An 18,436-nucleotide genomic window follows, 5' to 3' on the forward strand; every position below is an offset into this window, starting at 1 on the left:
TTGTCAAAAAGGAGTGCCTGCAGTATTTATATTTTTAAACAAAAAAACAAACTACAGGCATGAAAAAAGATATCACAGAATTATATAGTTTTATAGATGATTTTTGTAAAATTTATTTGGAGTATGAACAGAGAAAGTTATTACCATCAAATAAGCAAAGAAATCGCTGTTGTAGCATGAGTCTAAGTGAAATGTTAACAATAATAATTATGTTTCATACATCCTATGCTAAGAATTTTAAATTTTTCTATAAAAGTTATATAGAGTGCATGCATAAGGATGATTTTCCCAAAGCCTTGAGTTATAATAGATTTGTTGAATTAATGGCACGATTATTCATACCGCTAAATATGTTGATTCATTTGTTGTTTGGTGAGGAAACAGGTATTTATTTTATTGACTCTACAACGATTAAAGCTTGTCACAATAAAAGGCGTTATAGCAATAAAGTTTTTAAAGGATTAGCCAAACATAGTAAATCCTCTATGGGGTATTTTTATGGTTTTAAATTACATGTAATAATCAATAATAAAGGGGAGTTTATGGCATTAAAAGTGACCAAAGGCAATGTAGATGATAGGGTTCCAGTACCGGAGTTAACAAAAAGATTAACTGGAATTATAGCAGCTGATAAAGGTTATATTAAGCAAAATTTGTTCTTAAATTTATATGAAAGAGGCTTAAAAATGATTCATGGAATTAAGAAGAATATGGAAAATAAATTAATGGATTTGAAAGAAAAAATCTTACTTCGAAAGCGTAACTTAATTGAAACAGTTTTTGATTATCTAAAAAATAAAATGAACCTTGAACATACTAGACATAGATCACCAATAAATGCCTTTGTCCATATATTATCTACTCTTGTTGCTTACTCATTAAAGAAAAATAAACCTTCAACAAAATTTGATTTTAATCTACATGTTCACAATATCCTTATCCCGAATTGACGTGATTTGGTAATATATATTTATTTTGCTCCGTATCAAAATGCTTGCAAAAATCATCAATTAAGCAGAAAATCTCCGTAAGAGGGATCATAATATATTCTCCAATTTTGTTGTTATTATTCGAGAACTTTATAATCCCTCCCTTCTTACTTTTCAAATATTCTTTCTCCTAACACACTAGTTTGAAAGAAGGTTTTATTTTTACCATAGCTCACCACCAACAGTTTGTTTATGTTATTACATAATGCTTAGCATTTTGTTTGGTGCTTACGTCAAACTCAGGTTATATTATCTACTGGAATGTATACATATTTTCAAACTTTTTTGAATTTATAATTGCTGAAGTTGGGAACGTTGTCACTCGTTGTGCTACCCAATTCTCCTGAATTGACTTAAATCTAAATACAAGGAATGCTACTGATGTTTCATCATAATAATTATTGGCTTAATATCTATAAACCTAAGGGCATCAGCTCAGCAAAGCTTGTTTCTATAGTTAAAAAAAACCTTTTAGGAGTTAAAGTTGGTCATTGCGGAACCTTGGATGTTGAAGCGGAAGGGATATTACCTTTGGCAATTGGTGAAGCAACAAAATTGGTACGAATTCTAGTAGATGCAAAAAAAACCTACATTTTTACGGTGCAGTTTGGTAAACAAACTAATACAGCAGATGCCTCAGGTAAAGTAATAGGTGTTACTGATCATATTCCTAACGAAACCGATTGTCATAATATCTGTAAAAAATTCATAGCTACGATTAAACAGCGTCCCCCTGCCTTTTCTGCTATAAAAGTTAACGGTGTTAGATCTTATAAATTAGCCCGAGAAAATTTGGCAGTAGAATTAACCCCTAGGAATATCCAAATATATAATTTGGAATGTCTTAATTTTGATCATCAAAATAATCAAGCTACCTATAGGGTGGAATGCTCTAAGGGAACGTATGTAAGAACTTTAGCAGAAGATATTGCTTTATCCTTGCAAAGTTTAGCATTTGTGCTAGAATTACAGCGTACTAAAGTTGGAATATTTACAGCATGTAATGCTATTAAATTAACAGAACTTGATGAACAAAATCAAGGAATAAAAGAATTTCTTGAAAAAAGAAGTATAAAAATTGAAGCAGTACTGGACGACATCCTGGTACTTGATGCTACTACTGACCAAGCTAAAAAAATTATTTATGGTCAGAAATGTTATTTTGATTGTCTTGAAAAGATTAGACCTCTTCGGAAACTCGCTTATGCTGAGGAATTTGTAGGAGACACGGAACGCAAAACCGTAGCGTACATAGATGTATGTGAGGATTTGAGTACCGGCTCGACGCACAAATTACCAACAGAAGTAGAGTTTCCGAAGAGGTCTGTTGAATTAGTTTGGATTCGATATCAAGACTCTCTGTTGGCAATTGGTAGCTTGAGTGAAAATTGCTTTAATTCTTTACGAGTATTTAACCTATAAAATAAACATGGAGATTACTGATGTCGGTTACAGCACAGCGTAAGCAACAATTAATTACAGAATATGCTACTAAAGAAAATGATACTGGTTCTAGTGAAGTGCAATGTGCAATTCTAACTGAAAGAATCAGCAATTTAACAGAGCATTTTAAAACTAATCACAAAGATTTTTCCTCGAGAAGGGGATTATTAATGTTAGTTGGTCGTAGACGTCGATTATTAGATTATATCAAAAAACAAAGTTTAAGCAGATATTTGTCGTTGATCAATAAACTAGGAATAAGAAAGTAAAATAAAACCCGGCTAAAAAATCAAAAATTAGCCGGGTTTTTTGTTAATTAAATAAGGAAAAAGAATGTTTGAAGAAATAGTTAAAACAATAGAATTAGGTGGAAAAACACTTGAATTAACGACTGGTAAAATTGCTCGTCAAGCTGATGGAGCAGTTATGGTAAAAATGGGAGGAACTGTCTTATTATGTACTGCCGTAAGTGCCAAAGAGCCAAAAGAAGGGATAGGATTCTTTCCTCTTACTGTCCATTATAAAGAAATGGCATTTGCTGCTGGTAAAATACCAGGGGGGTTTTTTAAAAGAGAAGGTAAAGGATCGGAAAAAGAAGTATTAGTTTCACGCTTGATTGATCGACCAATTAGACCATTATTTCACCCAGCTTTTCTTAATGAAACCCAAGTAATCTGTACTGTTCTTTCATATGACCCTGAGTGTAATAGTGATATATTAGCAATTATTGGAGCATCCGCTGCATTAGCTTTATCTGCAGCACCATATCAACATATAGTAGCAGCCAGCAGAGTCGGTTTGATAGATGGTAATTTTATCCTAAACCCTTCATTTAACCAGTTAAAGACTAGTAAACTAGACTTAGTAGTGGCAGGAACTGACACATCAGTTATGATGGTTGAGTCTGAAGCCGATCTATTATCCGAAGAGCAAATGTTAGAAGCTGTTGAATTTGGTCACAAGGCATTACAGCCTGTAATCGAATTGATTAATGACTTAATAAAAATTGCTGGAAAACCTAAATTACAGCCTACCAGCTTGTTCCCTGCTAGCTTAAAAGAACAAATTAGCAGCATAGTGCAAGAAGATATTAAGCGGGCTTTTGCTATTAAATTAAAACAAGAAAGACTATTAGCGGTAAAGAACATTTATGATATAATTAAGCGGCACTTTGCAGAAGATATTGCTAATAATAATCTTACTAACTCACAAATTGAATTTGCTCTTAAAGAAGTAGAATCAGAAGTACTGCGTCAGGACGTATTAAAGAAAAATACTCGTATAGATGGCAGAAAGCCTGCCGACATAAGAAACATAGCTTGTGAAATTGCGATATTGCCAAAAACACATGGTTCAAGCTTATTTACTAGAGGAGAAACACAAAGTTTAGTAGTCACTACACTTGGTACTGGTCAAGATGAACAAATTGTTGATAGTTTAGACGGCGAATATAAAGAGCGTTTTATGCTCAACTATATTTTCCCTCCTTATTCAGTAGGAGAAGCAACCCCAGTGAGGGCTCCTGGTCGCAGAGAAATAGGTCATGGCAAACTAGCATGGAGAGCCATTAACCGCATGTTGCCAACTAAAGAGCAATTCCCTTATACCATTAGGGTAGTGTCAGAAATTACCTCCTGTAATGGCTCATCATCCATGGCTACTATTTGCGGTGGTTCAATGGCACTTATGGATGCTGGAGTGCCGATTAAAACCCCTATAGCAGGTATTGCTATGGGCTTGATAAAAGAAGACGATAAATTTGTAATTTTATCTGATATTATTGGGGATGAAGATAATCTTGGAGATATGGATTTTAAAGTAGCTGGTGGTACGGAAGGCATAACCGCCCTACAAATGGACATTAAGATATCTGGCATAACATTTGAAATAATGAAACAGGCTTTAGTTCAAGCAAAGACTGGTCGTATTCATATTCTACAAGAAATGGATAAGGCTATTAATAAAACCAATAACCATGTTAGCCAATACGCCCCTTGTATTTATAGCTTTAAAATTGATAAAGATAAAATTAGAGATGTTATAGGACCTGGTGGTAAAGTAATACGTGAAATTTGTGATACAACATCAGCTAAAATTGATATAAGTGACGATGGTAATGTAACTGTTTCTGCGGTAGGCAAAGAAAAGCTAGATATGGCAATTGCCAAGATTAAGTTAATTGCCATTGAGTCTGAAATTGGTGGCATATTCAATGGAACAGTTGTCAAAATATTAGAATCCGGAGCGTTTATCAATTATTTAGGTAATCGTGATGGATTTATCCATATTAGTGAGATCTCGAAGGAACGTATTGAGTCTGTGTCTAGTGTTTTAAAACATGGTGATGTGGTAAAAGTTAAACTTATTGGTTTTGACAATAAAGGCAAAGCCAAGTTAACCATAAAAAATATTGACGCTACCGTTACTCCAAACGTTACGACTAATCATAAATCTGAGCCTTATAAAGATAACGCTGATATTAATAACAATAAACGGGAATCTGCCAAAAAATGGCAAAATAACAAACCATCTAATGAAGATGAAACAGTAACTAAAGAACGGAAATACTTTAATTAAGGCTATTGACTTAATAAAAAATCAATACTAAACTTAAAGTTCTACTTAATTTAGGAGGAAAAGTTATGTTGAAAAAACCAGAAATATTGCCTATAATGGTTCCAATATTTTGGACAGAAAAATAAGAAAAATGAGATAGAATTCTTTAGCAAACAAGGAGAGCTAGAGATGAAAAAACAAGTAAGGCAATATAGTGCTGAGGAGAAAGCCAAAATTGTCATAGAAGCAATTAAGGGAGAGCTAACAATAGCCCAGATAACCAGTAAGTATGGTGTTCATGCAACACAGATCAGTAACTGGAAAAAACAAGGTCTTGAGTTGTTAGTACAAGGTTTTAAGAATAAAACACAGAGTGCTGATCCAAATCAGCAGGGGTTAATCAAGAATCTATATGAGCAAATTGGTCAGTTAAGCGTTGAGTGTGACTGGCTCAAAAAAAAATCTGCATTGTTTGGAATTAAAGGTTAGGTGTAATATGATAGAGCCTAATCATAATAAGTTAACAATTGTACAACAGTGTAAGTTATTGGATATTAGCAGGTCAACCTATTACTATCAACCTACTGGTATTAGTGAACAAGATATCAAGATTATGGCAATAATTGATGAGACCTATACTATGCATCCATATTATGGTATGCGGCGGATGGCTAAATATTTACAAGCCCAAGGTTTTTCGGTAGGTCGTAAAGCTGTTAGACGTTACTACAAGATAATGGGTCTTGAAGCTGTTTATCCTAAAATAAATTTAAGCAAGAGGAATCAAGCGCATAAAATATATCCTTATTTACTAAAAGGATTAGAAATAGTATTGCCAAACCAGGTTTGGAGTGCAGATATAACGTATATAAGACTGAGCCAAGGGTTCGTATATTTAGTAGCTATTATTGACTGGTATAGTCGTTATATTCTAAGTTGGCGAATCTCCATTAGTTTGGAAAGTGAATTTTGTGTAACAGCCCTTGAAGACGCTATAGAAAAATATGGTATGCCAAAAATATTTAATACTGATCAAGGAGTACAATTTACCTCGGAGAATTTTATTAGTATGCTAAAGCTACATAATATCTTGATTAGTATGGATGGTAAGGGACGAGCCTTAGATAATATTTTTATTGTCCCAAAATTTGGTTAAAACCTCCGGCTTCAGCCGGAAAAGACTTCAGTCCTTGTTCTAAAATATTTCAATTTACTAATGTTATCATATATATTATTCTCTGAATAGAGAATAATATATATGACTGATTATAGTAAGTCTAGCCACACCGTATTTTACCACCGCTTCCATATCGTTTGGATTACTAAGTATCGATACAAAGTACTCACAGGTAACCTCAGGATTAGAATTAGAGAAATTATTGCTCAGGTAGCAGAATATCTTGGTATCAAAATCATCAATGGAATATTATCTGCCGATCATGTCCATATTATGGCTGAAATTCCACCTCATATATCCATTAGTCAGTTTGTTAAAGCAGCTAAAGGACGTTCATCATATAAAATTCAGCAAGAATTTCCTGAAATTAGAAAAACTTACTGGGGACGCCACTTTTGGGCTAGGGGCTTCTTTAGCTCAACCAGTGGTAATGTCACTGATGATATAATCAATAACTACATTAACAATCATTCAGATGCACATCAGCCTAATAATGTAATGAATATCTCTTTAGAGTAAATCCGTGACTTCTAGTCGCAACTTCAACCTACCAGCTTCAGCTGGTTAGTTATTGAGTGAACGTTTTTGGCGATCATTAAAACAGGAAAAAATTTATCGGATTATTTTAACAACAGTAAAGGAGGCAAAGACAGCAATTAACGAATATATGGACTTTTATAATAGACAAAGGATGCATCAAGCTTTGGATTATAAAACTCCAGAATGTGTATATTTTGAAAAAAATATTGTATAAAAACAACAATTTAATTTTTGTGAATTATATCTCTATTTATCTAAATTTTTGTCTAGACAAAGGGGACCACCTTATAATGCAGAAGGATTTTCACTTGCTTCAAAAGGAGAGGAAACAAACATAGAAACTAACAAATGTAATTTTTACACGGATAGGCGAGAAGGTTCCTCTCCTCAATATATTATGCAGACTTATTCTGTTGGCTCTTTAAATAGTGCATTTTCTAAAATGATTTTTCGTGAGGGACAAGACATTACTCAATTAAGAAGTTCAGGCGTATCTGTGCATTATACCAATTGCAATAATTAACACGGTGTGTTTATCCAGTCTCTATACATAATTGATTTTACTAAATCTACATTATGAGCAAATTGATTCCAAGCGTAACAAGCCATAGTGACGATATCTTCATATACACCATAACATTGGTTAGACAAGAAATGATTTTTGATCCATTCCCAAACTTGTTCCATTGCATTAAGTTCCGGTGCATAGGGCGGAAGCGGTATCAAAGTGATATTGCTTGGCACAGTTAGTTTTTTGGCTGTGTGCCAACCTGCATTATCCGTTAGTAAAGCTATATGTCGGTTGCCTTGAATACTGCGAGAAAGCTCTTCTAAGAATTTATTCATTGCCTGTGTGTTTGCATATGGTAAAATTAATGCAAAAGCTTCTCCTGTATCATGGCAAGCAGCTCCATAAATATATGTTGAAATGAATTGCTGTTGCCGAACTTTACGGGGTCTAGTGCCACGCTTAGCCCATATACGAGTTAAGCTACCTTGTTGCCCAACTCGAGTTTCATCCTGAGACCATATATCAACTTTACATCTATCGATATTTTTTGGTAATAATTTTGTTAACATGTCTGGGAAGTTTTTTTATATGTATTTTGAGTCTCTTGATTTGACTTTGGATGCATTGAACGAGAAGTAATCCAGCTAAAACCAAGGCGGTGCATAGTATTGTAGACTGTTTTTAAAGCGCATTTAGCACCATATTCCTCAAGTAACATGATATGTAGCTCCTTTCCAGTTATATACCCACCAGTTTTACTTTCACTGAGCGTATTGATTTTATCAAAAAGAGCAGACTCTTGTATAGTGTTAATCTTCCTAGGGGCGCCGCTTCTTTGTGATTCAAATAATCCTTCAAAACCATGATTCCTAAATCTTCTGAGCCATGATTGCACAGTTTTCCAGTGTGACTTCACTATTTCAGATATGGCTTTTAAAGATTTGCCTAATTGAAGGTGATACATCGCCAATAAACGTATACGATTTCGACCATGCGGCTCATGTTTCATCATTTTTATAAAATCATGACCATGAAAACCTTGTGGTAATATTAACCTAGCCATTTGAGTACCTTTATCAGTTAAAAACCCATTTTACACCACTGCGTTAATTATTGCAATTGGTATTACATTATAGATACAGATGGTTTAATATATCAGTTGGTTCTGGATAGTAAAAGTCCTTGGGCTGCAGGAAAGGGATCTTTAAAAACTGGTAGTAAGTTAAATAAAGATATACCAAATGACATGAAGAATGTTATGAATGATTATTGCATAGGTATCATGTCTATAAATAGCGGTAAAGAACCTCTAACGGCAAAGCAACTTGAAGCTAACCTGTTGCTAACTAAATATTTATGTGATGAATATAAAATTGAGAGTGCGAATGTAGTTGCTTTAGCAGATTGGGCTGTAGGAAGGCATATTGCACCTGGTCCATATTTTCCATGGGAAGAATTCTCTAAGCATAATTTGGGTTTATGGTCTGACGTAGAGCGTAAAGATTACCCTGAAGTTATAGTATCATGGAAGAAGAAAGCTGACTCTAAAGAGGTAGTAGAAGATATACAACAACAATTTGCAGATTTGGGAATGATAGGAACGACAAAAGGTTATGAAGGATATTTGGATTCTGCTACGTTGTCCAATATGCTTTCTTTCAATTTACATCACTTTGGATCGGAAATTATAAATAATCCTTATCTTAATAGCATGTATGATGAGCATCTTTGGCAAAATTCAAGCGATCCTGATGCAAGAGGAGTATTAGGGGCGTGGAATGAAAATAGTCAAGCCGTATTAGATGATATTCTGAGTTAATTGTTTATGAGGTTAGAATCATAGAATGCTAGGAGGCTGCCTACAATAACTAAAGTAATTCTATATTTGGCTCTTTTTGGCTGCGAATAAACATGATTTTTTTGAAATAGGCACACTATTCTTGCAAAAATCATATCTATTCTCGCCGAAAAATATAGTCAATTCAGGAGAATTTGGGGCTAGGAGCGATGGAGTGCATAAGCGTTAGTTTAAGAAAATAAAGTAGAAAAGTCGTCTATTAGCGAGCCACCGTAGGTGGCGTGGCAATCCATTTCTAATCACTTTTATGGATTGCTTCGTCGACCTTACGGTCTCCTCGCAATGACGGTTTCTCAATTATTGTTTTCTTAAACTGATGCCTATGCGATGGAGCGACGCCTATAAGTAATAGGCGAGCGACGAGTGACGACGTCTATAGTACCCTACAATTTTGAGAAGATGAAGAAGAATGGTTGATTTAGAGTGGTGTGAAGTAGTATAAGGTAGGTATTTTTATAACAAAATGCATAATATAATACTTCAAGAATTGATTTTATATATAGACGGAAATAAATCAAGATTAAAATGTTTGGTTGGTATGGTAATTAGTTTGCTGACGGGCAGCTCAATTTATCAAAAAGGTTTAGCACTTGGTATTTTAGGTGATGCTAAAGCGGCGTCAAAAACTCATAGAATTTATCGTTTTTTAAAAGATTTTAATTTTGATTATATGAAGGTTGGCTATTTGCTATTAAGCTTTTTTGCTTCAAAAAATTATGTCGTAGCAATGGATAGGACAAGTTGGAAATTTGGTAAATCCGATATTAATATTTTATTTTTAGTAATGGTAATTGGTAAAATATCGGTGCCAATATTCTGGAAGACTTTGTCGCATGGTGGCGGGTGTTCTGCAGAATTTATGAAGGAATTTTTACAGAAATTTATTAATAATTTTGGCGTTGAAAGAATAAAATATTTGCTTGCTGATAGAGAATTTATGAATAAAGAATGGTTAGACTTTCTGATAAATAACCATCTAAAGTTTGTTATTCCATTAAAAATGGATCATAAAATTCGTCTTACAAAAGGTTTAAGAACTTTAACCATTGAAAGAATATTTAGTGATGTTAAAGCCTTAGAGTATAGGGCTTGTAGTGGTATATTATGGAATAGAAAGGTTAATTTTACCGCATATAGAAATGATAAGAGCGAGCTGATGGTTCTGGTGTCTTCAATTGAAATAGAGCAAGATATTTTTGCTTTATATAAATTTTGTTGGAGTGTTGAACGACTATTTTTGCACCTAAAAAGCGGTGGTTTTGATATTGAAAAAAGTCACATTGTAAAATTGGATAGATTTGAAAAATTATTAGTGATAACTGCTATTGCTTCAGCTTTAATAGTCAAAATGGAATAATACAAAATGCCTTAAATCCCATCCGAATAAAACGGTACAAAACCATTGAAAGACAATTGTTTTCATTATTTACCTATGGCTTTGATCATATCAAAAATGCTTTTTATCAATCTACAACAGCCATAACGCAGCTAATATCCACATTATTAATACCTCCCAAACAAAAACTTTTTTCTATCCTAATACCATCTTTACAAAAATTGTAGGGTACTTATATCTTTAAATTATGATATAAGTAATGGTAAGAGGGTGATTTGAGGGGTACTTGATTGAGATAATCGAGCATAGAATAAGTACCCTCTTACAAAGTTTGCTTTGAACAAATTGCAGAAGGTGTTGGAAGTAGCAGCCTTGCACAATAAGACGAAGGAGATTATATCATGAGTAAAATAATAGGTCTAGATGTAAGTAAACAATGGCTTGATATATGTGTATATAATACAAGCGATAAACCTAAATATCATCGTTTTGCCAATGATGCAGCTGGTCATGAAGAGGTGATTAAATTAGCAAAAGAGCAAGAGATTAAGCTAATAATATGTGAACCCACTGGAGGATACGAAGCTGAGATTTGTCAAAAGCTGTATAATAATAAGCAACAAATACATAAGGTCAATACATATAGTTTTAATTCTTTTAGTAAATCGGTAAATTTGTGTAAAACTGATAGGAAGGATGCATTTAAATTAGCATATTATGGTGATAAGATGCAGCTTTCAGCGAATTATATATATCAAGTTGAATCAGAGAATTTGAAGAGATATAAGCAAAGACGAGAAGATTTAGTATTAATGCTTAGCAATGAAAAGAAAAGACTACATCATAGTATTGATGGTATTGATAAAGATAGTATAGAAAAACACATTAAATTCTTACAAAATGAAATAGCTGAGCTTGATAAGAAGTTAAACAAAACAATAGATGAGTCAGAAGAGTTAAAAGAGAAGGTAAAAATATTAGAGACTGTACCTGGTATTGGTAAATGTTTGGCTACAAAACTAATTAGTTTTGTACCTGAATTAGGGGATAAAAATTATAGTAGTAATGAATTGTCAGCAATTGTGGGGATAGCTCCGTACGCCCGTGATAGTGGTAATAAGCAAGGACGAAGATTTATTAGGGGAGGCAGAAAAATACCACGGGATGCTTTATACATGGCGGTATTAACTGGCAAAAATGGTTTTCAATATTTAAAAACTTTATACAATAGGCTTGTTAATAATTTTAAACCTAAGAAAGTTGCGATAGTTGCTTGTATGCGTAAGCTACTTGAAGTTTGCCATAAACTTATTCAACAAAAACGTTGTTTTATTATTTAGATAAATATTTTTTTGAAAATTTAGATAAAAGATAATTGCTATGTCACTACCGTACCTTTAAAGATTTTTATTTATGCTGCCTATGTCAAAGTTATAGAAAGGAATTTCCAAAACTTGTGAGCTATAGTCGTTTTGTTCAGTTAATGCCAATGAGCTTCATGCCCATGGTATTACTGCTAAAAAGCCTATCAGGAAAACAAACTGGTCAATATTATATCGACTCTACTAAACTTCCTGCTTGCCATAATTTAAGAATTAATAGACATAAAGTATTCAAAGACATAGCAAAAAGAGGTAAGACTTCCACTGGGTGGTTCTTTGGTTGTAAGCTACATATTGTCATTAACAGTTGCGGAGAGATTATGAGTTTTTCTTTAACTCCAGGAAATGTTGATGATAGAGCAGTGGTGGAAAATTTAGTAGATAAATTACAAGGCTGGCTTTTTGGTGATCGTGGGTATATCAGTAAAAAACTCACTCAATCCCTTGCTAATCAAGGTTTAGAACTAATAACAAAAATTAAAAGTAATATGAAAGAAAGAATAATAGATCCTATTAAAAAGCGGTTTTTAAATAAAAGGTATATTATTGAAACCATTAACGATCAACTAAAAAACCTTTGTCATATAGACCATACAAGGCATAGATCTGTTATGAATTTTCAAACTAACGTATTTAGCTGGACTGCTTGCCTATGTTTTTAAGCCTAATAAAATTTCTGTAGCTTTTGGAAAATTAAACAATCTCAACCTTCCTCTTACATCAAACTGAGGTTATATTATGCTCTATTAGATAGGTTATCACTCGAAGCAAGCATGTTATATACAACGTTTCCCTGATTGTATATAATAGACATTGATCCCACTTAAACATAATTAACCTCAACATTCGACATAAGCACTAAACATGTATACTTAAAAAGATTCTTCATATGCATTTGTAAGTTCTAACCTGGATATTGCATGAAGGTGGTATTTATAAAAATAAAATGGCAATATCGCTTATAAGTGGTAATGGATATGTTAATTTTCACTTAAATTATGTCTAGATATGCAATTCTTCCTGATTTAAGATAGAATCCCCCCTTACCCCCATTTTTTATTGTACCGGGGACAGTACCATATTAGCTTATTCTATAGCTAATTTTTTCATAACACTATCCCATATATGTTGGTAAGGATAAGATGAAGACAACAAGAATTTAATGCTCCTAGTATTTCTAATAATTACTGCTCCAATTTTGAACAATTTTAAACGCACCGTTCCTACCAAGGCTTTAGCTAATTCAGTACCTTGTAAAAACTTATCACGTATATATTCTACTAATGTATAGGCAAGGCTTGACAAAATTAGTCTGAGTTGATTAGCCCACCATTTATGGCATGAAGTGCGATCGGCAAATAGCTCTAATACCAATTGCAATAATTAACGCAGTGGTGTAAAATGGGTTTTTAACTGATAAAGGTACTCAAATGGCTAGGTTAATATTACCACAAGGTTTTCATGGTCATGATTTTATAAAAATGATGAAACATGAGCCGCATGGTCGAAATCGTATACGTTTATTGGCGATGTATCACCTTCAATTAGGCAAATCTTTAAAAGCCATATCTGAAATAGTGAAGTCACACTGGAAAACTGTGCAATCATGGCTCAGAAGATTTAGGAATCATGGTTTTGAAGGATTATTTGAATCACAAAGAAGCGGCGCCCCTAGGAAGATTAACACTATACAAGAGTCTGCTCTTTTTGATAAAATCAATACGCTCAGTGAAAGTAAAACTGGTGGGTATATAACTGGAAAGGAGCTACATATCATGTTACTTGAGGAATATGGTGCTAAATGCGCTTTAAAAACAGTCTACAATACTATGCACCGCCTTGGTTTTAGCTGGATTACTTCTCGTTCAATGCATCCAAAGTCAAATCAAGAGACTCAAAATACATATAAAAAAACTTCCCAGACATGTTAACAAAATTATTACCAAAAAATATCGATAGATGTAAAGTTGATATATGGTCTCAGGATGAAACTCGAGTTGGGCAACAAGGTAGCTTAACTCGTATATGGGCTAAGCGTGGCACTAGACCCCGTAAAGTTCGGCAACAGCAATTCATTTCAACATATATTTATGGAGCTGCTTGCCATGATACAGGAGAAGCTTTTGCATTAATTTTACCATATGCAAACACACAGGCAATGAATAAATTCTTAGAAGAGCTTTCTCGCAGTATTCAAGGCAACCGACATATAGCTTTACTAACGGATAATGCAGGTTGGCACACAGCCAAAAAACTAACTCAATGATAGGTAAGCCACTAGTTTGACTAGTGAGACCATCAAGGCTTGGCCTTTAGATTTAGTATAAAATAAAAAGTTATCATATATAACTTCTTTGGCTTGACGGTCAAAGGAGAAAATATATGACAACATACGAAAGTTTAAATCATTCTAAATGGGATTGCAAATATCATATTGTGTTTATTCCAAAGTGTCGTAAAAAAGAATTGTACGGGAAGGTTAGAAAATATCTTGGGAACGTATTCCATGAGTTAGCTTTTCAACGTGGGAGCAAGATCATAGAGGGGCATATGGTACAAGATCATGTGCATATGCTCATCAAGATTCCTCCTAAATATTCTGTAGCTGAAGTAATAGGCTATATCAAGGGGAAAAGTGCTATAGCCGTTGCTAGGCAGTTTGGTGGACGAAAACGTAATTTTAATGGAGAAAAGTTGTGGGCTAGAGGTTATGCGGTCTCAACTGTAGGATTTGAAGAGAATCAGATCAAACACTACATTAAGAATCAAGAGCAACTTGATAGTTTAGGCTCTGACGAATCAGGAGAATTTTAATTAACAATGGCAGCCCTTTGGGCTGCTCATAACCGTCAAGCCCCTCGCTTTGCGAGGGCGTTCTGACTGTGCCAAGCAATATCACTTTGATACCGCTTCCGCCCTATGCACCGGAACTTAATGCAATGGAACAAGTTTGGGAATGGATCAAAAATCATTTCTTGTCTAACCAATGTTATGGTGTATATGAAGATATCGTCACTATGGCTTGTTACGCTTGGAATCAATTTGCTCATAATGTAGATTTAGTAAAATCAATTATGTATAGAGACTGGATAAACACACCGTGTTAATTATTGCAATTGGTATTATATAGTATTACAAGGGTTTTGTCTCTATTCTTTCATGCAATATTCAGGCTAAAACCTGATCTACCTTCTAACTTTCAACAGTTGTGCTAGATAACCTGAGTTTGACGTAAGCACCAAACAAAATGCTAAGCATTATGTAATAACATAAACAAACTGTTGGTGGTGAGCTATGGTAAAAATAAAACCTTCTTTCAAACCAGTGTGTTAGGAGAAAGAATATTTGAAAAGTAAGAAGGGAGGGATTATAAAGTTCTCGAATAATAACAACAAAATTGGAGAATATATTATGATCCCTCTTACGGAGATTTTCTGCTTAATTGATGATTTTTGCAAGCATTTTGATACGGAGCAAAATAAATATATATTACCAAATCCTAACCGTAAGCGTAAAGTAGTTTGCAGTATAGGACTCTCAGAGATTATTACTATTATAGTAATGTTTCACTTGAGTCACTACCGTACCTTTAAAGATTTTTATTTATGCTGCCTATGTCAAAGTTATAGAAAGGAATTTCCAAAACTTGTGAGCTATAGTCGTTTTGTTCAGTTAATGCCAATGAGCTTCATGCCCATGGTGTTACTGCTAAAAAGCCTATCAGGAAAACAAACTGGTCAATATTATATCGACTCTACTAAACTTCCTGCTTGCCATAATTTAAGAATTAATAGACATAAAGTATTCAAAGACATAGCAAAAAGAGGTAAGACTTCCACTGGGTGGTTCTTTGGTTGTAAGCTACATATTGTCATTAACAGTTGCGGAGAGATTATGAGTTTTTCTTTAACTCCAGGAAATGTTGATGATAGAGCAGTGGTGGAAAATTTAGTAGATAAATTACAAGGCTGGCTTTTTGGTGATCGTGGGTATATCAGTAAAAAACTCACTCAATCCCTTGCTAATCAAGGTTTAGAACTAATAACAAAAATTAAAAGTAATATGAAAGAAAGAATAATAGATCCTATTAAAAAGCGGTTTTTAAATAAAAGGTATATTATTGAAACCATTAACGATCAACTAAAAAACCTTTGTCATATAGACCATACAAGGCACAGATCTGTTATGAATTTTCAAACTAACGTATTAGCTGGACTGCTTACCTATGTTTTTAAGCCTAATAAAATTTCTGTAGCTTTTGGAAAATTAAACAATCTCAACCTTCCTCTTACATCAAACTGAGGTTATAAGTAATAGGCGAGCGACGAGTGACGACGTCACCAACTTCTCATCAATTGACTATACTTTATGCAAAATGATCGACCAACTTGTTCACCCAATTTTCCTGCGGTTATTGGAGCAATAAAAAACGGTGGGGAATGTTTTCTTACTAAAAATCCTGTGGCTTGTGGAAAACTTGTTGCATCAACAGCACTTAATCCATGTGTGGTACAACATGAGACTTATAGAACTGTAAACGATCTTTACTATCTGCATATGCCTAAAGATAATGCAGCAGAGGCAACTTTATATGCAGCTAGGTTAGGGGGAGAAGATCACGAACCTAGTATGTGGTGCAATCTAATGAAGCTTGGACTCTATAATTACTATAATGTAGGGGTTTTAGTTATATCATCATATCTCTTCAATCTAGATAATATAGGTTCTAAATCAGACATCTTAATCATACAAGGTCCGTCACTTGGAGCATCATCTGGCTCTTGATGAACTTCCATAAAAATACCAGCGACTCCGACGCTAACAGCTGCCCTTGCCAGTATTTCAACATATTTCCTCTCGCCACCACTACTATTGCCTATACCACCTGGCTGCTGAACCGAATGGGTTGCATCGAAAATTACTGGAGCCCCAGTTTCTGCCATAATTGGCAAACTACGCATATCTGATACTAATGTGTTGTAACCAAAACATACTCCCCGCTCGGTAAGCATGATATTCTTAGCCCCAAAGCTTTCCAGCTTAGCATGGACATTCTTCATATCCCAAGGAGCAAGAAACTGTCCTTTTTTCACATTAACCACCTTATTGGTCAGTGCTGCAGCCCGCAATAAATCTGTTTGTCTACATAAAAAAGCGGGAATTTGGATTATATCAACAATTTCAGCAACCCTGGCACATTGACTCTCTGTATGAACATCGGTAAGAATGTGACAATTAAAGGTTGATTTTACCTTATACAAAATTTCTAGCCCTTTGTCAAGCCCACTACCACGAAGACCATTAATTGAAGTTCTATTTGCTTTATCAAATGATGATTTATAAATAAATGGTATGTTAAGTTTAGCCGTAAGAGTCACAAGTTTGTCTGCCATAAATAGTGCATGATCTAGAGTTTCTATTTGGCATGGTCCAGCAATCAAAATAAATGGTAGAGCATTGCCAATTTTGATATTATGTAAGTCAATTATTTTTTGCATAAGTACAGTTGCTCCTTAAATTCTATTTCGCAATAGGCAAGCTAGATTCTTGTTGCTTATCATCAACTTGCTCTATTTTCTTAATTATTCCCGAATTCTTCTTAGAAGACAGATTAGCCAGAATAACAGCGTTAATCATAAATAACGTGGCAAGTACTACCGTAGTTCTAGTCAAGAAATTAACCACCGTCCGACCTGCAACAACACCCATAGTCCCATTACCACCACCAATACCACTTAATCCATCACTACCAGTCTTTTGCATCAAAATTACAATAATTAGCAATATTGCTATCACAATATGAACAAAAAGTAATATATTTATCATTTTTTAAAAACCCTAATAATTTAACCCTAAAAATAATTAATTAGTTATCGTAGGCAGCCTCTTAGCAATGATGCCAGTTCGAGTTAGCTATATTTAACATTTGAACTAGCATTTGATAATCAAGTGAGGATTTGCCAACCATAACCCCATCAATATTCTGTATACTTAATATCTTTTCTATATTATCTAAATTTACAGATCCACCATATACTAAGCTGATATTATTTGCAACTTGCCTTTGCTTGAGATAATAATTAAGGGCATCAAATATTTCTGTTAATTCTTCTTGTCCAGGAGTAATCCCTGTTCCTATAGCCCAAATTGGTTCATATGCTACTATTAAATTTTGTTCACCTACTATATTTGGCAAAGATTCCTCTAACTGCTTTAATAAAAAATCTTTATAATTATTGTTTTGTCGTATAGCTAAATCCTCTCCAATACAAATAATAGGGGTGACTTGAGACTCCAAACAATTTTCTGCTTTTTGTCTTATTAATGCATTAGATTCTTGCAAGAAATTTCTTCGTTCACTATGACCAACAATAGAGTAATTAATTTTACTCAGTTTTAATAGTAAGCTAGAATATTCTCCAGTGTAACTCCCCTGCCCTACAAATCGACTGACATTCTGTCCACAAAATTCTAAAGATTTAAATTTGTCAGATAGATAAGCAAGATAAGGGATAGGAGGGGCTATAATAAGCTGATTATTATACTGTTGTTCTGTAAGCTTAGTACAAAATTTAAATGCCTCATCTAAGCTCATATGCATTTTCCAATTAACAATAATAAGTTTTTTCATAAAAATTACTTGC

Annotated in this window: 22 protein-coding genes and 2 pseudogenes; 18 read left to right on the plus strand and 6 right to left on the minus strand. The window is 33.9% G+C overall.

All coding sequences use genetic code 11. From position 1 onward, the window contains the following. The first annotated feature begins 59 nt into the window (after nucleotides 1-59). From NBW66_RS02385 to NBW66_RS02420, 8 genes and pseudogenes are all read left to right on the plus strand, one after another. Nucleotides 60-950, plus strand: a complete 891-nt coding sequence (locus NBW66_RS02385; RefSeq protein WP_250310582.1) for an IS982 family transposase — start codon at nucleotides 60-62, stop codon at nucleotides 948-950. Between the two features lie 420 nt (nucleotides 951-1,370). After that, entirely contained in the window at nucleotides 1,371-2,411 is a 1,041-nt protein-coding gene (truB, locus tag NBW66_RS02390) for a tRNA pseudouridine(55) synthase TruB (RefSeq protein ID WP_250311642.1), read from the plus strand. Between the two features lie 20 nt (nucleotides 2,412-2,431). Continuing rightward, nucleotides 2,432-2,701, plus strand: coding sequence for a 30S ribosomal protein S15 (rpsO, locus tag NBW66_RS02395; protein ID WP_250311643.1), 270 nt, complete (start codon nucleotides 2,432-2,434; stop codon nucleotides 2,699-2,701). Nucleotides 2,702-2,765: 64 nt separating this feature from the next. Next, the gene (gene pnp, locus NBW66_RS02400; protein WP_250311644.1) at nucleotides 2,766-5,009 is read left to right on the plus strand and encodes a polyribonucleotide nucleotidyltransferase; all 2,244 of its coding nucleotides are present in this window, start codon (nucleotides 2,766-2,768) and stop codon (nucleotides 5,007-5,009) included. 168 nt (nucleotides 5,010-5,177) lie between these two features. After that, the gene (locus NBW66_RS02405) at nucleotides 5,178-5,477 is read left to right on the plus strand and encodes a transposase (RefSeq protein ID WP_094649795.1); all 300 of its coding nucleotides are present in this window, start codon (nucleotides 5,178-5,180) and stop codon (nucleotides 5,475-5,477) included. Between the two features lie 7 nt (nucleotides 5,478-5,484). Continuing rightward, nucleotides 5,485-6,126: pseudogene (locus NBW66_RS02410) on the plus strand (IS3 family transposase); the annotation flags it as partial. 120 nt (nucleotides 6,127-6,246) lie between these two features. Further along, nucleotides 6,247-6,684 (plus strand): IS200/IS605 family transposase, encoded by a 438-nt coding sequence (tnpA, locus tag NBW66_RS02415; protein ID WP_250310592.1) that lies wholly within the window; start codon nucleotides 6,247-6,249, stop codon nucleotides 6,682-6,684. A 52-nt stretch (nucleotides 6,685-6,736) separates the two neighbouring features. Then, nucleotides 6,737-6,919 carry an integrase core domain-containing protein gene (locus NBW66_RS02420; protein ID WP_250311646.1) on the plus strand — a complete coding sequence of 61 codons (183 nt, stop codon included), beginning with the start codon at nucleotides 6,737-6,739 and terminating at the stop codon, nucleotides 6,917-6,919. 305 nt (nucleotides 6,920-7,224) lie between these two features. Here NBW66_RS02420 and NBW66_RS02425 read toward each other — a convergent pair whose 3' ends face one another. Both NBW66_RS02425 and NBW66_RS02430 read right to left on the minus strand, forming a co-directional pair. Then, complete coding sequence (locus NBW66_RS02425) at nucleotides 7,225-7,785, minus strand: IS630 family transposase (RefSeq protein ID WP_250310543.1); 561 nt, start codon at nucleotides 7,783-7,785, stop codon at nucleotides 7,225-7,227. Next, on the minus strand, nucleotides 7,779-8,279 hold the full coding sequence (locus tag NBW66_RS02430; protein ID WP_250310542.1) for a helix-turn-helix domain-containing protein: 501 nt from the start codon (nucleotides 8,277-8,279) through the stop codon (nucleotides 7,779-7,781). Before NBW66_RS02430 ends, NBW66_RS02425 begins: the two co-directional genes overlap by 7 nt. A gap of 66 nt (nucleotides 8,280-8,345) precedes the next feature. On the opposite strand from NBW66_RS02430, the gene NBW66_RS02435 reads away from it, so the two are divergent. The 5 genes and pseudogenes from NBW66_RS02435 to NBW66_RS02455 all read left to right on the plus strand — a co-directional run. Further along, nucleotides 8,346-9,035 (plus strand): N-acetylmuramoyl-L-alanine amidase, encoded by a 690-nt coding sequence (locus NBW66_RS02435; protein WP_284346796.1) that lies wholly within the window; start codon nucleotides 8,346-8,348, stop codon nucleotides 9,033-9,035. Nucleotides 9,036-9,537: 502 nt separating this feature from the next. Next, nucleotides 9,538-10,431, plus strand: coding sequence for a transposase (locus tag NBW66_RS02440; RefSeq protein WP_250311648.1), 894 nt, complete (start codon nucleotides 9,538-9,540; stop codon nucleotides 10,429-10,431). A 56-nt stretch (nucleotides 10,432-10,487) separates the two neighbouring features. Next, the gene (locus NBW66_RS02445) at nucleotides 10,488-10,637 is read left to right on the plus strand and encodes a hypothetical protein (protein WP_250310699.1); all 150 of its coding nucleotides are present in this window, start codon (nucleotides 10,488-10,490) and stop codon (nucleotides 10,635-10,637) included. A 174-nt stretch (nucleotides 10,638-10,811) separates the two neighbouring features. Beyond that, a complete protein-coding gene (locus NBW66_RS02450) occupies nucleotides 10,812-11,750 on the plus strand; it encodes an IS110 family RNA-guided transposase (RefSeq protein ID WP_250310767.1) in 939 nt (312 codons plus the stop codon). A 38-nt stretch (nucleotides 11,751-11,788) separates the two neighbouring features. Beyond that, a pseudogene (locus NBW66_RS02455) lies at nucleotides 11,789-12,521 on the plus strand (IS982 family transposase); the annotation flags it as partial. Between the two features lie 357 nt (nucleotides 12,522-12,878). Here NBW66_RS02455 and NBW66_RS02460 read toward each other — a convergent pair. Beyond that, entirely contained in the window at nucleotides 12,879-13,172 is a 294-nt protein-coding gene (locus NBW66_RS02460) for a transposase (protein WP_250311650.1), read from the minus strand. A gap of 50 nt (nucleotides 13,173-13,222) precedes the next feature. Here NBW66_RS02460 and NBW66_RS02465 point away from each other — a divergent pair, with 50 nt between their 5' ends. The 5 genes from NBW66_RS02465 to NBW66_RS02485 all read left to right on the plus strand — a co-directional run bounded on the left by NBW66_RS02465 (nucleotide 13,223) and on the right by NBW66_RS02485 (nucleotide 16,094). Then, complete coding sequence (locus NBW66_RS02465) at nucleotides 13,223-13,723, plus strand: helix-turn-helix domain-containing protein (protein ID WP_250310542.1); 501 nt, start codon at nucleotides 13,223-13,225, stop codon at nucleotides 13,721-13,723. Next, the gene (locus NBW66_RS02470) at nucleotides 13,717-14,058 is read left to right on the plus strand and encodes a transposase (protein WP_250311651.1); all 342 of its coding nucleotides are present in this window, start codon (nucleotides 13,717-13,719) and stop codon (nucleotides 14,056-14,058) included. The genes NBW66_RS02465 and NBW66_RS02470 overlap by 7 nt, the downstream gene beginning before the upstream one ends. A gap of 116 nt (nucleotides 14,059-14,174) precedes the next feature. Continuing rightward, nucleotides 14,175-14,606: an IS200/IS605 family transposase gene (gene tnpA / locus NBW66_RS02475; protein WP_250310729.1), complete on the plus strand. Its 432-nt coding sequence runs from the start codon at nucleotides 14,175-14,177 to the stop codon at nucleotides 14,604-14,606. 68 nt (nucleotides 14,607-14,674) lie between these two features. Then, nucleotides 14,675-14,899: a transposase gene (locus NBW66_RS02480; RefSeq protein WP_250311652.1), complete on the plus strand. Its 225-nt coding sequence runs from the start codon at nucleotides 14,675-14,677 to the stop codon at nucleotides 14,897-14,899. Between the two features lie 304 nt (nucleotides 14,900-15,203). Then, entirely contained in the window at nucleotides 15,204-16,094 is an 891-nt protein-coding gene (locus NBW66_RS02485) for an IS982 family transposase (RefSeq protein ID WP_250310580.1), read from the plus strand. Between the two features lie 365 nt (nucleotides 16,095-16,459). Here the strand turns inward: NBW66_RS02485 and kdsA are convergent, their stop codons facing one another. From kdsA to NBW66_RS02500, 3 genes are all read right to left on the minus strand, one after another. Beyond that, nucleotides 16,460-17,290: a 3-deoxy-8-phosphooctulonate synthase gene (gene kdsA / locus NBW66_RS02490; RefSeq protein WP_250311653.1), complete on the minus strand. Its 831-nt coding sequence runs from the start codon at nucleotides 17,288-17,290 to the stop codon at nucleotides 16,460-16,462. Between the two features lie 22 nt (nucleotides 17,291-17,312). Further along, the gene (gene secG, locus NBW66_RS02495) at nucleotides 17,313-17,618 is read right to left on the minus strand and encodes a preprotein translocase subunit SecG (protein WP_094648920.1); all 306 of its coding nucleotides are present in this window, start codon (nucleotides 17,616-17,618) and stop codon (nucleotides 17,313-17,315) included. Nucleotides 17,619-17,679: 61 nt separating this feature from the next. After that, complete coding sequence (locus NBW66_RS02500) at nucleotides 17,680-18,423, minus strand: triose-phosphate isomerase (protein ID WP_250311654.1); 744 nt, start codon at nucleotides 18,421-18,423, stop codon at nucleotides 17,680-17,682. Nucleotides 18,424-18,436 lie beyond the last annotated feature (13 nt).

It is taken from the genome of Rickettsia endosymbiont of Oedothorax gibbosus, from assembly GCF_936269705.1.
Lineage (GTDB): Bacteria > Pseudomonadota > Alphaproteobacteria > Rickettsiales > Rickettsiaceae > Tisiphia.